The following is a 14,863-nucleotide window of genomic DNA, read 5'->3' as shown; positions in this document are numbered from 1 at the left end:
TTCTACAGGTTAGCCTTACCTAAGGTAGCAGGGCGTCCGGCGAACCATCCAGCCACCAGCTGGGCCCCGAGGACCCCCAGGCCGACCGTCAGCGGCACGGTCCAGCCGCCCGAGACCTCCCTGAGGTAGCCGAACAGCAGCGGGCCCAGAGCGGCCACGACGTACCCCACCGACTGGGCCACGGCCGACAGCGCGGTCACGCCGGCCGGATCGGCCGGGCGCAAGGCGATGATCAGCAGCGCCAGCGCGAACGAGGCCCCCTGGCCGATGCCGAGCACGATCATCCACAACCACGGCACGGTGGCCGGGGCCAGCAGCACGCCGAGGTAGCCGAGCACGGTCAGCACGCCGGCGCCCACCACGTACGGCACCTGCGAGGCCCGGCGGCCGGCCAGCACCGGCACCGCGAGCGAGGTCGCGACCTGGACCAGGTTCGTCAGGCTGAGCAGGTAACCGGCCTGGTCGGCGGGCAGGCCGGCGTCGAGGAAGATGGTCGGCAGCCAGGCCAGCATGACGTAGAAGGTGAGCGACTGCAGGCCCATGAGGGCGGTCACGTACCAGGTGACGCGGCTGCGCAGGACGGCGCCGAACGGTCTCGGGCCGCCCTGCTCGGCGGGCCCGCCCCGGACCGCCTGCGGCAGCCAGAGCAGGGCCGCGAGCACGGCGGGCACGGCGAGCAGCGCCGAGACGCCGCGCCAGTCGAACCCGGTGGCCCGCTCCAGCGGGATCACCAGGGCCGAGGCCCCGGCCGCGCCGGCCACCACGGCCGCGACGTAGACGCCGGTGAGCAGGTTGACGCGGGTGGGGAAGTGCTGCTTGACGATGCCGGGCATGGAGACGTTCATGACGGCGATGGCGGTCGCGGCCAGCGCCGAGCCCAGGTAGAGCATGGGAACGCCGTCGAGCCCGCGCAGGCACTCGCCCGCCGCGACCACGAGCAGGCCGGCCAGCAGTGTCCTGTCCAGGCCGATGCGCCGCGCGAGCAGCGGGGCCAGCGGGCCGAACACGCCCAGGCAGACCACCATGACGGTGGTGATCGCGCCGCCGCCCGACGGCGACAGCCCCAGGTCTTTCATGATCTCGTCGAGGAGCGGCGACAGGCCCGCAATGGCGGGCCTCAGGTTGAGCGCGGCCAGCACGAACCCGGCCACCAGCAAGACGTGACGCAACGGCATAGGGCACCTACTCTGGCACAGGCGTCTGACAACGTTGTCCGCCCGGGTGGAGTAGGACATGATCCATGCGTGAGACCGACGATGAAGGACGTCGCGTCGGCGGCGGGCGTGGCGCTCAAGACCGTCTCGCGCGTGGTCAACGGCGAGCCCGGCGTCCATCCGGCCACCGCCGAGCGGGTGCGGGCGGCCATCGACCGGCTGGGCTACAGCCGTAACGAGAGCGCCCGGGTCCTGCGCACGGGCATGACCGCCACCATCGGGCTGGTCATCGAGGACGTCGCCGACCCCTTCTACGCCGGTCTCAGCCGGGCCGTCGAGGACGTCGTCATCGACCACGGCTGCCTGCTGCTCAGCGGGTCCTCGGGCGAGGAGCCGGGCCGGGAGCGCGAGCTGGTCGAGACGTTCTGCGCGCGCAGGGTGGACGGGCTGATCGTCGTCCCGGCCGGCGACGACCACGCCTACCTGCGGGGCGAGCTGGAGGCCGGCACGCCCGTGGTGTTCGCCGACCGGCCGCCCGAGCCGGGGATCGACGTGGACACCGTGCTCGCCGACAACGCGGGCGGGGCCGAGCAGGCCGTCCGGCACCTGCTCACGCACGGGCACCACAGGATCGCGTTCCTGGGGGACGATCCGGCGATCTACACCGCGGCGCAACGGCTGGCGGGTTACCGGCGGGCGCTCGGGGGGCTGTTCGACCCGCGGCTGGTGGCGATGCGCCCGCCGTCGCTCGACGACGTACGGGCCGACCTGCGGCGCATGCTCGCCCTGGACGCGCCGCCGACCGCGCTGTTCACCGGGAACGGGCGGCTCATGGTGACCGCGTTGCGGGCCCTTCCGGAGCGGCGGCTCGCGCTCGTGGGGTTCGACGACTTCGAGCTGGCCGACCTGCTGCGGCCGGGGGTGAGCGTGGTGGCGCAGGATCCGGCGTGGATGGGCCGGGTGGCCGCCGAGCTGCTGTTCCGCCGCCTGCGCGGTGACGGCGGGCCGCCGGAGCACGTCGAGCTGCCCGTGCGTCTCATCCCGCGGGGCTCCGGGGAACTTCCGGCGACGTGACCGGCGCCCCGACCGTGCCGGAGGAACCGGAGGAACCGGCGGCACGGGAGGAACCGGCGGCACGGGAGGAACCGGCGGCACGGGAGGAACCGGCGGCGCCGGAGGGCGTGGAAGGGCGCGGCGGGCGCAGGGGCCCGATCAGGGCCAGGGCGACCAGGACGCCCGCCGCGCCCGCCGCGACGATCGCGGCACCCGGCCCGATCGTCTCACCCAGCGCGCCGACCAGCGCCGCCCCGGCCGCCTGCCCCGTCATCAGCCCCGCCGACTGCAGCCCGAACGCCTGCCCGCGCCCCTCCTCGGGCACCGCGTCCACGAACCGCCGCTGCAACCCGAGCTGGTACGACAGCCCCGCGGCCGCGCACGCGGCCAGCACCGCGGCCCACCCCGCGCCCGGCCCGAGCGCGAACCCCAGCCACGGCACCCCGAGCAGCACGGCGAGCGGTGCCGACAGCCGCTCCCGCAGCGGCGGCGCGGCGAACCTGCCCACGCTGAACTCCCCCACCGCCATCCCGGCCGCCGCGGCGGCGAGCACCACGCCCGCCCGCCCCTCGCCGCCCAGGTACGGCACGATCATCGCCTCCGCCCCGGCCAGGCACATCGTCGGCAGCCAGCCGGCCAGCAGCAACCCGCGCACCCGCCGGTCGGCCAGCAGCGACCGGTTCACCCGCATCGTCTGCCGCACGGCCCCCGTCCCGCCGCTCCCGGCGGCGGCGCGGGCGGGACGGTCGGGCAGGCCGAACCGCAGGACCACCGCGCCCACCGCCGACAGCGCGGCGGTGGCGGCCAGCGCGCCGGGCGCCCCGGCGAAGGCCAGGAACGCGCCTCCGGCCGCGAGCCCGCCGACCTGGGAGGCCGCCGAGGCGATCCCGAGCACCGACCGGCCGAGCACGAACGCGTCCCCCGGCAGGACGTCCGGCAGCGCAGCCGACCTGGCCGCGCCGAACACCGGCGAGAACAGCCCGCTGACCAGCACCAGCGCCAGCATCCCCCACACCGGCAGCCCGGCGTAGGCGAGCAGCAGGCACACCGCCGCCCTGACCAGCTCGCCGGTCACCATCAGCGCCCGGGGCCGCAGCCGGTCGGCCAGCGACAGCAGGAACATGCCGCCCACGATGTACGGCAGCCACCCCGCCATGTACGCCGCCGCCGACAACCCCGGGGAGCCCGTCCGCGCGTACACCAGCACGGACAGGGCCAGCATCTTGATCGATTCCCCGGTGATCAGCAGCGCGAAGCTGCCGAACAGCACCCGGAACTCCTTGACCGCGAACACGTCGCCGTACGTCGCCGCTCTCACATCCCCGATGCTGCTTAATCGGCTCCCGAGCGGGCTATGGTTTCGGATATAACCGAAAGGTGGCACTGAGGATCCAGGTGACCCCGCAGGACCTGGTGGCCAGCAGGTTCGCGATCTCGCCGCTGATCGAGACCATGCACGCCCACTGGACGCTCGACGGCAGGAACGAGCCGGGCGTGCACCGCCGGTGGGTGGAGCGATGGCGCGGCCCGTACCTGGACCTGGTGCGGCGGCATCCGGCGCTGCGCGCGCTGGCGGCGATCAGCGGCAACAAGGGCGACGCGAACGTCGACTTCATCGCCCCGCCGCCGGCCGGGATGAGCGTGCCGTTCGAGACCGAGCTGGCCTCGATGCGCCGGACCCCGGTCACCCAGGCGCACGAGGAGATCGCCGGGGTGCTGGCGGGGCTGCCGCCGGTGCCGGGGCCGGTCCGGGACCTGCTGTTCTCGCCGCGGGTGGTGGAGGTGCTGGCCGACGCGTACGAGGCGCTGTGGCAGGAGATCATCTCGGTGGACTGGCAGCGTTTCCACACGATCCTCGAACGCGACGTGATCCAGCGGGCCGGGCGCCTGGCCGCCTACGGCTGGGCCGCCGCCCTCGACGACCTGAGCGACCAGGTGCGCTGGCGTCCGGACGGGCACATCGAGGTGCGCCTGCACACCCGCCACGGCCTCCACGTGCTGGGCGGCGGGGGCCTGCTGCTCGTGCCGACCGCCTTCTCCGGCTCGGTCGGCGTGTACCTGGAGGCGGCCTGGCCCAACGCGCTGGTCTACCCGGCCCGCGGCACCGGCGCCGCGGTCGGCGTGCCGGACGGCGACCTGGCGCTGCTGATCGGCCGCACCAGGGCACGCGTCCTCACCGAGCTGGCCGTGCCCGCGACGACCACCCACCTGGCCGCCCTGCTCGGCCAGAGCCTCGGCGCGACCGGCGGGCACCTGGCCGTCCTGCGCAGGACGGGCCTGGTCGTGGGCACCCGCACCGGCCGTTCCGTCCAGTACGCCCGTACGCCGCTGGGCGACGCGCTGGCCGGCCGGTCACCGGCGTAGCGGGCCGTCCCGCGTCAGCCCTTCAGCGCGCCCGCCATCAGGCCGCGCATGAAGAACCGGCCGAGCAGCACGTAGATCAGCATGGTCGGGATCGAGGCCAGGATGGCCGCGGCCATCTGCTGGCTGTAGGGGGTGGCCTGGGCCCCGGCGATGTTGTTGAGCATGACGGTGGTCGGCCAGCTCTGCGGCCCGGTGATGAAGACGGCGAACAGGAAGTCGTTCCACAGCGAGGTGAACTGCCAGATGATCACCACCGCGATCGCGGGCCACGACACCGGCAGCACGACCGACCAGTACGCGCGCAGCATCCCCGCGCCGTCCACCCGCGAGGCCTCGATCAGCTCGTCGGGGATCGTGACGTAGTAGTTGCGGAAGATCAGCGTGCAGATGGGGATGCCGTACACGACGTGCGCGAGCACCAGGCCCGGGATGCCGCCGTAGAAGACGCCCTGCAGCCCGGTCTGCTCGTTCAGCCAGACCATGAGCTTGACCAGTGGGATCATCACGCCCTGGTAGGGGATGAACATGCCGAACAGGAACAGCGTGAACAGCACGTCCGCGCCGGGGAAGCGCCATTTGGACAGCACGTAGCCGTTCATCGACCCGAACGCGCACGACAGCAGCGAGCCGGGGACGGCCAGCAGCACGCTGTTCCACAGGCCGGGGGCCAGCTTCTCCCAGGCCACCCGCCACGCCTCGGTGGTCCACGTCTTCGGCAGGTTCCACGCCTGGCCGGGGTCGGCCTCGGTGAGCGGCTTGAAGCTGGTGGCCAGCAGCACGTAGATCGGCACGAGGACGACGACCACCAGGGCGAGCAGCAGGCAGAACCGCACGACCCCGAACCCGGTCCTGCGCCGGGCCGCGACGGCCGTCATGGCCTGCGCTCCTTGCGCACCGACCAGATCAGGTACGGGATCACGAAGACCGCCACGCTGAGCACGATGTACGAGGCGATCGTGGCCCCCTTCGCCGGGTCGTGCGAGTCGTAGACCGCCACCCACATGAACACCGCGGGCACGTCGGTGATGATCTGCTTGCCGGACACCGCCACGATGAGGTCGAAGACCTTGAGCGAGATGTGTCCCAGGATGATCAGCGCCGACAGGGTGACCGGCCTGAGCATGGGCAGCACCACGTGCCGGTAGACGCCCCACTCGCCGGCGCCGTCCACCCGCGCGGCCTCGCGCAGCTCCTCGGGGACGCCGCGGAAGCCCGCCAGGAACAACGCCATGACATATCCGGACATCTGCCAGATCGCTGGGAGCGCCATCGCGGCCATCCCCCAGTCCGGATCCCTGAACCACTGCCACTGCGGCAGCCCGATCGCGTCGAACAGCCGGTTCAGGCCGACCGCCCGCTCCCCCGTCCCCGAGTTCATCAGCCACCGCCACACGATGCCGGTCGCGACGAACGACACGGCCATCGGGAACAGGTAGATCGCCCGGAACGTGCCCTCCCCCCAGATCCCCTTCTCCATGAGGAACGCCAGGAACCAGCCCAGCACCAGCGCCCCCGCCACGAACGCGATCGTGAACACGATCGCGTGGTCGACCGACAGGCGCCAGCGCGCCTGGTCCCAGATGTCGACGAAGTTCTTCAGCCCCACGAACGTGCCCTCGGACACCTCATCGTGCTGGTCCGTCATGGCCAGGCGGAAGTTCCAGCCCAGCATGCCGTACACGAACACGCCGATCGCCACGATCGACGGCGCGACGAGGAGGAGTCCGGGCAGCCAGGTGCGTGCCCGCCTCACAACCGTTTCCCTTCGCGCGGGTACGGCGGGAGCGCCCCGCCGTACCCGCATGCGTCACTGAGCGTTGGCCTTGGCCGCGTCGGCCAGGCCTTGCTGCAGGCCCTTGACGTCCTTGCTGCCGATGAACAGCCCGACCGCCTCGTTGATCGAGGCCAGCCACGGCTGGCTCACCGAGACGCCGTGCTGGATGGAGCCGGCCAGCTTGTTGCCCGACCAGTCCTTCAGCGCGTCGGCCAGGTAGTCGGTGTAGAGCGACTGGTCGGCGTCCTTGCGGGCGGGGATGGAGCCCTTCTTGGGGTTGAAGGCGTCCTGGCCCTCCTTGCTCGCCGCGACCTTCAGCCACGCCACGGCCCCGTCCCGGTTCTTGGCGCCCTTGGGCAGCGTGAAGCTGTCCGACAGCCACATGTAGGTGCCCTCGGTGCCGGGCGCGGGCGCCCAGTCGAAGTCCATCTTGGACGTCTTGCCGAGGCCGCCCTCCGGCGGGTTGTGGAAGTAGCCGTAGGCCCAGTCGCCCATGATGTTGAACGCCGCCTCGCCGTCGGCCACCTGCTTGGCGGCGGGCTGCCAGTCGTCCTGCGGGTCGCCGGCGTACGACATGATCTTGGCGTAGTTCTCCAGCGCCTTCGTCATCTGCGGGCCGCTCCAGTCGGCGCCCGGCTTGAACAGCGCGTTGTAGGCGTCGGTGCCGAGCGAGCCGAGCAGCACGTTCTCCAGCAGGTGGGTGGCGGTCCACTCCGAGCCGACGGAGATCGGGATCTTGCCCTTGGCCTTGACCTTCTCCAGGTCGGCGATGAACTCCTCGATCGTCTTGGGCGCGGCCGCGATGCCGGCGTCCTTGAGCACCTTGGGGTTGAACCACAGGACGTTCGACCGGTGGATGTTGACCGGCACCGAGTAGATCTTGCCCTCGACGCTGATCTGCTCGACGAGCTGGGCGGGGAAGACGTCCTTGAGCTTCAGCTCGTCGTACAGGAACGTCAGGTCCTCCAGGTTGCCCGCCTTGATGTAGCCCTGCAACTCGGCGCCGGCGTGCCCCTGGAACGTGTCGGGCGGCGTGCCGGCCTGCAACTTCGACTGCAACAGCGCCTTGGCCTTGTCACCCGAGCCGCCCGCCACGGCGGCGTCGAAGAACGTGTAGTTCGGGTTCTTGTCCTCGAATATCTTCTTCATCGCCTGGAGGCCGTCGGCCTCACCGGGGCCCGTCCACCAGGAGAAGACCTCCACCTGTTTCTTGCCGCCGCTCGACGAACCCGGCTCAGCAGTCTGGCCGCCGCTGCCTCCGCCGCAGCCCGCCAGGCCCAGAACGCCCGCCATCGTGATCGAGACGGCCGCTAACCACCGTCGCATCGCACACCATTCCCTTCGCGATCCCCGAAGTTGGTGACCTTTGACAACGTTGTCAACAACGGCTATCAACCCACTTCACGCGCGCCGACGTCAAGGGCGGAGCAGGTAACAGGTCCGCATACTCAGCCCACGCGCTCCAGCGTGCCGGCCGGCCCGGTGAGCACGGTGACGCCCGCGTCGTAGCCGGAGCCGGGCAGGTCACCACGGCCGGCGGCCACGACCAGCGCGCCCTTGGACACGGCCAGGCCGACCAGGGCGGGCAGGTCGGCGCCGTCGCCGGGCGGCCACGTGCACAGCACGACGTCGGACTCCATCAGGCCGATGGGCACGTCGAGCTCGGCCATCCTGGCCAGCAGGTCGGCGTGCGTGAGCCGGGCGCCGCCGGGGAGCGCCAGCGCGTCCTGGCGCTTGGCGTCGAGGGCGGGCAGCGCGGTGGGCTCCAGCACGAGCAGGCCGCGGAAGTCGATCGTGTCGAGCGCCGGGCCCAGCGAGACCACCTGGCGCACGCGGGAGCCGTCGGCCGCCGCGATCGCCGTCTCGGCCAGGTCGGGGGTGGTGATCAGCATGCGGGCGTCGCACTCGCGCAGCAGCGCCGCCACCTCCTCGGCGCCGAGCCCCGCCCCGATCGGCGCGGCCACCCCGCCCGCCGCCAGCACGGTGTGCAGGGCCACCGTCTGGGTGCCGGTCGTGGAGACGTGCACCCCCACCACCTGGTCGCGGCGCGCTCCCCTGCGCACCAGCCCGGACGCCGCCCTGGTCACCTCGGTCACCAGGCTGCGGTAGCCGTAGACGTGGCCGCCGCGCAGATCGATGAGCGCCGGCCGCTCGCCCCGCTCGTAGGCCCGGCAGAACACCTCGTGGATCACGGTGCCGGAGGACGAGGCGGACGGCGTCATGCCCGTCAACGTACGGTCGCCCGCGCGCCGGCCGCATCCACCGATCTATGTAGAGCGGTGTGCATTTCCCCAGCCCAGGGCCGAGGTGGGCGGGCCCGAGCCCTGCGCGACTCGAGCCCGCTGTCACGCGTCCTGGAACCGGGCCCCCACCCCTCCGAGAAGGCCCGGCTCCGTCGGGACGCGTGACGTCCCTCGGTCGATCGGCCGTCGCGGCCCCCGGCGCGAGGACGGGAAGCGCGGGGCGCGGTCGATCACACGGAGAACGGTAGGCGTTCGGACCGGGGCGGCACATGCGCTGACATGGCCATTCGACGATGTAAGCGCCGGGCGGCGGCGATGTGTAGAGAACCCGCCGGGATCAGCGTCCGCCGATCACCCATGCGGCAATCTGTGTACGTGTGGAGAAGCCCAGCTTGCCGAGGATGTTGGCGACGTGCCGCGCGGCGGTGGCCGGGCTGATCACCAGTTCGTCGGCGATGGCCCGGTTGCTCAGCCCGCGGGCCACCAGCTCGGCGATCTCGCGCTCCCTGGCCGTCAGCCTGCTGTCCTGGGTGGCCGGGGCGACCGGCGCGGCCGGCAGCTCGGGCAACGGGCCGCCGAGCGCGCACGAGACCGCCTGGTCGGCCGTCATCGCCAGACCTTCGGCCCACAGCAGCGCCACCACGGTTTCGCCGAGCCGTTCGCGGGCGGGCGCCAGCAGCTCTTCGGTGCGGGCGTCGGGGCGGCGGTCGCGCAGCCCCAGGGAGGCGGCGGCCAGCAGGACCGCGCGCCGGTCGTCGCCCTCGGCCGCCACCAGGCGCGCCCAGGCCGCCAGCCGCCGGGCGATGCTGTCGCGCAGGCCCGCGTCGCGGCTGAGCACCAGCGCCTCGGTGAGCCGGGCGCGCGCCTCGGCCAGGTCGCCCTCGTCCAGCGCGACGCGGCCGAGCCCGGCCAGGCAGCTCACGATCTGCTGCCGGGCGTCGATGTGCCGCAGCAGGCGCAGGCCGGCCTCGTAGTGCCGCCGGGCGGCCGGCCGGTCGCCGGTGCGCCGGGCGATCTGGGCCAGGCCGACGTGCCCGTAGGACTGGCCGAGGTGGTTGTCCAGCCGTTCGCTCAGCGACAGGACCTCCTCGAACGCCCGCCGCGCCTCGTGCAGGCGGCCGGCCCGCAGGCCGAAGTCGGCCCGGGTGCCCTGGGCGAGCGACTCCAGGATCGGGTCGCCGCGCCGCCGCGCCGCCTCCAGGGCCGGGGTCAGGGGCTCCTGGTCGCCGGTCGCCTGGGCCAGCATGATCAGGCCAACGGCCTCGCCGTAGGCGTCCTGGGCGTCGACGCACAGCGCCAGCCCGATCTGTACGCACCGCGCCGCGAGCCCCGTCTCGCCGGCCGCGAGCGCCAGCTCACCGCGCAGGATCATCGCCTGCCCGCGTAAGCCCTCGGGCACGTCGGGGGCGTCGAGCGCGAGCAGCCGGTCGAGCCGCTCGGCGATGTCCAGCCGCCGCCCGCTGGCCATGAGCAGGTAACGCACGTCGGTCAGCAGCTGCAGGGCGGTCTGCGGCGACCCGCTCGCCACGGCCCAGTCGCAGGCCGCGCCCACCTCGGCCTTGAGCCCGTCGAACAGGTTGACGAAGCGCTCGACCACGGGCCACGACGTGCGCGTGCCCGGCGTGAGGACGTCCTTGAACCGGCCGGCCAGCCCGGCGAGCGCGGCCAGGTGCGCGCGGCGCAGCGCCGCCTCCTCGCCGGACTCCGCGAGCTGCTCCAGCGCGTATTCGCGGACGGTCTCCAGCAGCCGGTAGCGGGCCTGGCCGGCGACCTCGCCGTCGAGCACGACCAGCGACTTGTCCACCAGGTCGCACAGGCGCGGCAGCACGTCCTCCTCGGGCAGGCCGGTGCCGGCGCACACCGCTTCGGCCAGGTCGAGCGTCCAGCAGGAGCGGAAGGCCGCCACGCGGCGCAGCAGCAGGCGTTCCTGGGGGCTGAGCAGCCGGTAGCTCCAGTCGACGGCGGCGCGCAGCGTACGGTGCCTGGCGTGGGCCGTACGGGCGCCGCCCGCCAGCACCCTGAACCGGTCGTCGAGCCGCTCGACGAGCTGCCTGACCGACAACACCCGCACCATGGCGGCGGCCAGTTCGAGCGCCAGCGGCAGCCCGTCGAGCGCCTGGCACAGCTCGATCGCGAGCGGCAGCGTCTCCTCGTTCAGCTCGAAGCCAGGACGCGCGGCGGTGGCCCTGGTCACGAACAGGCGCACGGCCTCGCTCTCCTCGCCGACGAGCGAGAGCGGCGGCACCCGCCAGACCGTCTCGCCCGGCACCCGCAGCGGCTCGCGGCTGGTGGCCAGCACGGTGAGCCGCGGGCAGGCGCCGAGCAGGTCGCGGCAGAGCTCGGCGCACTCGCCGACCACCTGCTCGCAGTTGTCCAGGATGAGCAGCACCCGGCGGCCGCCGATGGTGTCCGCCAGGTCCTCGGCGATGCCGAGCGCGGCGCGGACCCGCTCCCGCAGCTCGCCCTTCTCCACGTCGGCCAGCTCGACCAGCCACACGCCGTCGGGGTGCTCGGCGGCGACCCTGGCGGCCAGGCGCAGGGCCAGGCGCGTCTTGCCGATGCCCCCCGCGCCGCACAGCGTCACCACGCGCGAGACGCGGCCGAGTTGGGCCAGCTCATCGAGATCGGACTCCCGGCCCACGAACAGGTTGGGCTCGGCCGGCAGGTTGCGGAAATCGGCGGTTCGCAGCATCACTGTGAGTGTGGCATCAACTACCGTTCGCGCCCAGACTCAAATCGGTGGAGAACTCGGCGGCCCGCGGTCAGGCCAGCGCGGCCTCCAGCACCGTGCGGGCCACCTGCGCCACCGCGCCGGCCCGGGGGCCGGGGTGCTCCAGCACCACGCCGACCGCCACCTCGGGGGCGGTCGCCGGGGCGAACGCCGTGGCCAGCGCGTGCTCGCCGCCCGCCGTAGCGATCTTGGCGGCCACCTCGACGCCGGGGACGGCGACGGCCGCCCCCGGCCCGCCCGCGTGCGTCTCCGTGGTCATCATCGCGGCCAGGTAGCGGGCCTGGACGGTCGTCATGGTGGTGCGGTACGGCTGCGGCCCCGCCTGGCCGAGCAGCGAGCCGTCCGGCAGGCTCACCTCCTCCACCAGGTACGGCCGCATCAGCACGCCGTTGTTGGCCACGGCCGCCGACAACATCGCGACCATCAGCGGCGTCGCCCGGTCCTGGTCCCGGCCGACGGCCGACAGGGCGGTCCGCGCCCGGTCCATGCCCTGCGGGTACGTGCTGGCCGCCGGAGCCATCGGCACGCGCAGGTCCCCGTCGCCGAACCCGAACGCCTCGGCCTGGTCCCGGAGGGTGTCCTGGCCGAGCCGCACCCCGATGCCCGCGAACGCGGTGTCGCACGAGGTCTGGAAGGCGCGCAGCAGCGTGGGCCGGGGCCTGCCGCACGAACCGGCGACCGAGGCGGGCAGCCGCGGCCGGACGGCGGCGTCCACGGGGGCCGTGGGCGTGTACTCGCCCGAGGCCAGCGCCGCGGCCGTGGTCACCAGCCTGAACGTGGCCCCGGGCGGATAGACCTGGTCCAGCGCCCGGTTCAGCAGGGGCCGGCCGGGGGCCTCGCGCAGCCGGTCGAGGGCGCCGTCGAGCCGGGCGGGGTCGAAGGTGGCCAGCGTGTTGGGGTCGTAGGACGGGTAGCTGGCCAGGGCGAGGATCGCGCCGGTCGCCGGGTCGACGGCCACGGCCGCGCCGGGCACGCCGGCGGCCTCCAGGGCGTGGTAGGCGGCCCACTGGGTGCGCTGGCCGATGGTCAGCCGCACGTCGGCGCCGGCCACGTCGCCGTCGCTGACCATCGAGCGCACCTTGACCTTGGCGTCGTCGCCGGACAGGACGCCGTCCTCGGCCTCCTCCACGCCCGTGGAACGGTAGAGGGACATGTAGCCGGTCACGGGGGCGTAGAGCTCGCCGTCGGTGTAGACCCGCTGGAACCGGTACGGGCCGCCGCCGGGCGTCGGGCGGCTCCTGGCCACGGTCGCGCCGTCGTAGGTCAGGATGTCGCCGCGCGGCCGGGCGAACCGGGCGATGAGCGAGCGCTCGTTGCGGCGGTCGGCGTTGAGCGCCCGCGCCCCGAACGCCTGGACGACCGTGACGTGGGCCAGCAGGACGAACAGCAGGGCCGCGCAGAGCACGGCCATGCGGCCCAGCGGGACGTCGATCTGCTTCGCCCTGGTTCCCGCCATGGTCCTTGGTCTAACAACCGGACCACCAAGGCGGGGCTACAGGACGCTGCGGTAGTAGGAAATCTTGCGGTGGATGTAGTTCTGGCGCTCGGCCAGGTTGACGATCTGGGCCTGGACCTGCCGGTCGTGCTCCTCCAGGAGCCTGATGCGGTCGGGGATCGTGTCGTCGCCGCCGCGGACGAGCTCGGCGAAGCGCAGCAGCATGGCGATGGGCATGCCGGTGTCGCGCAGGCAGCGGATCATGCCGAGCCAGCCGACGTCCTCCTCGCTGAACCTGCGCTGACCGGCCGCGTTGCGCTCCACGCGCTCCAGCAGGCCGATCTTCTCGTAGTAGCGGAGAGTGTCGAGGCTGAAGCCGGTCTCCTCGACGACCTCGGCGGGGGTGTACACGCTCACGCGTCCCAGTCTTTCACCTGGAGTGCACTCCAGGTCAACGGCTTGACATGGAGCGCACTCCAGGTCCGAGGGTCTGGCCCATGAACATCGCGCTCGGCACCATCCCGTTCGGCACCAGCGTCGGCCTGCGGGAGACCTTCGCCATCCTCGACCGCTTCCAGGATGCCGGCGGCACCATGCTGGACACCGCCAACAACTACCCCTTCTGGAACGAGGGCCGCACCGGCGACGAGAGCGAGGAGGCCATCGGCGCCTGGCTGGCCGCGCGCGGCAACCGGGACCGGATCTTCCTCGGCACCAAGGGCGGGGCCCGGCCGACCGTGCCCGGCGACCGCACCCTGGACTCGGCCGAGGGCCTGTCGGCGGCGGCCGTCGCGCGGGCCGCCGAGGCCAGCCTGCGGAGGCTGCGGACCGACTACGTCGACCTGTACTGGTCGCACATCGAGGACCGTTCGGTGCCGCTGCACGAGACGCTCGGCGCCCTGAACACGCTGGCCGAGCAGGGCAAGGTCCGCGCGCTGGGGGCGAGCAACATCGCCGCCTGGCGGCTGGAGCGGGCCAGGAACCTCTCGGGCGCGCACGGCTGGCTGCCGTACGGCCACCTCCAGCTCCGCCACACCTACCTGCGCCCGCGGCCCTTCACCCGGCTCCCGGAGGGCGGCCACACGCTGGCCTCGGACGAGACCCTCGACTACGTCGGCGCCGAGCCGGACGTGACGTTGTGGGCCTACAACACGCTGATGTCGGGGGCCTACACGCGGGCCGACCGGCCCATGCCGGAGGTCTACGACCACCCGGGCACCGCCCGCCGCCTGGCCGCGCTGCGCGAGGTCGCCGTCGAGCTGGGCGCGACGCCCAACCAGGTGGTGCTGGCGTGGCTGATGGCCGACGGTCACGTGCCCGTGGTCGGCGTGTCCACGACGGCCCAGCTCGACGAGGTCGTCGGCGCGGCGGACGTCAAGCTGGACGCCGAGCTGCGCGCCCGGCTGGACGCCGTCGCATAGGGGGTCAGGGCAGGTGGTCGGCGAGGTAGCGGCGGACGAGCTGCTTGCACTCGGCGATCAGGTCGGCGTCGCCGCCGGGATCGGCCCGGAAGGCGAGCTTGAGCACGGCGTCGGTGGCCTCGACGGCCACCACGAGCGCCCGGTCGAGCCCGGGGCCGGCGGGCGCGTCGAGCAGGGCGAGGGTGAGGGCGCGCAACCGGTCGGCCACGATGACGTTGTTGTCGAGGGCGCTGTCGAGCGTGCGTTTGGTGCCCTCCAGCGGCGGCCCGCCCGGGGTGGGCAGGACCTCGCCGAAGTCGACCACCGCGAACCCGGGGGTGGTGCGCTTCATGTCGACGAACTCGTCGATGGCCAGGTCGACCAGGTCGGTCCAGTGGCCGAGGTCGGCCTCGGCGATGCACTGGGTGACCCGCTGGAGGAACGCCTCCAGGTTGCGCAGCGCGAGGGCGCGCACCAGGCCCTGCTTGTCGTGGAAGAACTGGTAGAAGGTGCCGATGGGGACCTCGGCGCGGCGCGCGACCTCCTTCGTGGTCAACGCCTCGTAGCCCACCTCGTCGAGCAGGAGCGCGCACTCGTCGAGCATCCGCTCCACCCGCTCCACGCTCCGGCGCTGGGCGGGACGGCGGCGCAAGGTACTCGTCATGCTCCCCATCCTGGCTTATTACCAGCAGGTACAGACCGGCCACTT

At 73.1% G+C, this 14,863-nt stretch carries 13 protein-coding genes; 3 read left to right on the top strand and 10 right to left on the bottom strand.

Annotation, left to right across the window (positions count from 1 at the left end; translation table 11 throughout):
- Positions 1-2: 2 nt before the first annotated feature.
- Positions 3-1,169, bottom strand: a complete 1,167-nt coding sequence (locus ABZ444_RS16020; protein WP_357996570.1) for an MFS transporter — start codon at positions 1,167-1,169, stop codon at positions 3-5.
- An 87-nt stretch (positions 1,170-1,256) separates the two neighbouring features.
- Between ABZ444_RS16020 and ABZ444_RS16015 the strand changes: the two genes are divergently transcribed.
- Positions 1,257-2,228, top strand: coding sequence for a LacI family DNA-binding transcriptional regulator (locus ABZ444_RS16015; RefSeq protein ID WP_357996709.1), 972 nt, complete (start codon positions 1,257-1,259; stop codon positions 2,226-2,228).
- Here ABZ444_RS16015 and ABZ444_RS16010 read toward each other — a convergent pair.
- A complete protein-coding gene (locus ABZ444_RS16010) occupies positions 2,191-3,525 on the bottom strand; it encodes an MFS transporter (protein WP_357996568.1) in 1,335 nt (444 codons plus the stop codon). The genes ABZ444_RS16015 and ABZ444_RS16010 overlap by 38 nt on opposite strands.
- Positions 3,526-3,584: 59 nt before the next feature.
- Between ABZ444_RS16010 and ABZ444_RS16005 the strand changes: the two genes are divergently transcribed.
- The gene (locus ABZ444_RS16005; protein ID WP_357996565.1) at positions 3,585-4,571 is read left to right on the top strand and encodes a winged helix-turn-helix domain-containing protein; all 987 of its coding nucleotides are present in this window, start codon (positions 3,585-3,587) and stop codon (positions 4,569-4,571) included.
- 14 nt (positions 4,572-4,585) lie between these two features.
- Here the strand turns inward: ABZ444_RS16005 and ABZ444_RS16000 are convergent, their stop codons facing one another.
- From ABZ444_RS16000 to ABZ444_RS15970, 7 genes are all read right to left on the bottom strand, one after another.
- Entirely contained in the window at positions 4,586-5,446 is an 861-nt protein-coding gene (locus tag ABZ444_RS16000; RefSeq protein ID WP_357972960.1) for a carbohydrate ABC transporter permease, read from the bottom strand.
- Positions 5,443-6,324: a sugar ABC transporter permease gene (locus ABZ444_RS15995; RefSeq protein ID WP_357972963.1), complete on the bottom strand. Its 882-nt coding sequence runs from the start codon at positions 6,322-6,324 to the stop codon at positions 5,443-5,445. The genes ABZ444_RS16000 and ABZ444_RS15995 overlap by 4 nt, the downstream gene beginning before the upstream one ends.
- Positions 6,325-6,378: 54 nt before the next feature.
- Positions 6,379-7,671, bottom strand: a complete 1,293-nt coding sequence (locus ABZ444_RS15990) for an ABC transporter substrate-binding protein (RefSeq protein ID WP_357996562.1) — start codon at positions 7,669-7,671, stop codon at positions 6,379-6,381.
- 122 nt (positions 7,672-7,793) lie between these two features.
- Positions 7,794-8,567 carry an AMP-binding protein gene (locus tag ABZ444_RS15985; RefSeq protein ID WP_357996559.1) on the bottom strand — a complete coding sequence of 258 codons (774 nt, stop codon included), beginning with the start codon at positions 8,565-8,567 and terminating at the stop codon, positions 7,794-7,796.
- A 358-nt stretch (positions 8,568-8,925) separates the two neighbouring features.
- Positions 8,926-11,280 (bottom strand): LuxR C-terminal-related transcriptional regulator, encoded by a 2,355-nt coding sequence (locus ABZ444_RS15980; RefSeq protein ID WP_357996556.1) that lies wholly within the window; start codon positions 11,278-11,280, stop codon positions 8,926-8,928.
- 70 nt (positions 11,281-11,350) lie between these two features.
- Positions 11,351-12,775 (bottom strand): penicillin-binding transpeptidase domain-containing protein, encoded by a 1,425-nt coding sequence (locus tag ABZ444_RS15975; protein ID WP_357996553.1) that lies wholly within the window; start codon positions 12,773-12,775, stop codon positions 11,351-11,353.
- A gap of 36 nt (positions 12,776-12,811) precedes the next feature.
- Complete coding sequence (locus ABZ444_RS15970; RefSeq protein WP_357996550.1) at positions 12,812-13,171, bottom strand: MerR family transcriptional regulator; 360 nt, start codon at positions 13,169-13,171, stop codon at positions 12,812-12,814.
- Between the two features lie 80 nt (positions 13,172-13,251).
- Here ABZ444_RS15970 and ABZ444_RS15965 point away from each other — a divergent pair, with 80 nt between their 5' ends.
- The gene (locus ABZ444_RS15965; protein ID WP_357996547.1) at positions 13,252-14,175 is read left to right on the top strand and encodes an aldo/keto reductase; all 924 of its coding nucleotides are present in this window, start codon (positions 13,252-13,254) and stop codon (positions 14,173-14,175) included.
- 4 nt (positions 14,176-14,179) lie between these two features.
- On the opposite strand, the gene ABZ444_RS15960 is transcribed toward ABZ444_RS15965, so the two are convergent.
- Positions 14,180-14,818 carry a TetR family transcriptional regulator gene (locus ABZ444_RS15960; RefSeq protein ID WP_357996544.1) on the bottom strand — a complete coding sequence of 213 codons (639 nt, stop codon included), beginning with the start codon at positions 14,816-14,818 and terminating at the stop codon, positions 14,180-14,182.
- Between the last annotated feature and the right edge of the window lie 45 nt (positions 14,819-14,863).

This window comes from Nonomuraea sp. NPDC005730 (assembly GCF_040630865.1).
Lineage (GTDB): Bacteria > Actinomycetota > Actinomycetes > Streptosporangiales > Streptosporangiaceae > Nonomuraea.
Note: the sequence above shows the minus strand (reverse complement) of the source record. Positions and strands in the feature narration are given on the sequence as shown.